This window comes from Bradyrhizobium uaiense (assembly GCF_010811875.1).
GTDB classification, from domain to species: Bacteria; Pseudomonadota; Alphaproteobacteria; order Rhizobiales; family Xanthobacteraceae; genus Bradyrhizobium; species Bradyrhizobium uaiense.
Window position 1 is genome coordinate 1 of the sequence record NZ_VKHP01000896.1, and the last position, 245, is coordinate 245.

1 pseudogene is annotated in these 245 nt (G+C 69.8%); it reads left to right on the forward strand.

Features of this window, described 5'->3' with window-relative positions:
• Nucleotides 1–51 precede the first annotated feature (51 nt).
• A pseudogene (locus tag FNJ47_RS52450) lies at nt 52–105 on the forward strand (hypothetical protein); the annotation flags it as partial.
• Nucleotides 106–245: the final 140 nt, after the last annotated feature.

The window sequence follows — 245 nt, forward strand, 5'->3', positions numbered from 1 at the left end:
TCCGCGCTTGGCGCAAAATATCTGGCGCGGCCGGATGCCGAGACGCTGCTGGTGGTCGGCGCCGGCGAGATGGCACGCTGGTTGGTGCGCGGCCACCGCACGGTGCGGCCATCGCTGAAGCGGGTGCAGGTGGTGATGATGTCGGCCTCGGCTGTCGCGGCGTCGAGATCGGTGACGGCTTCAGTGGCGATGCCGTCGCTTTCCAAGAGCGCGGCGAGCTCCTGCGCGCGCTCGACCGTCCGGTT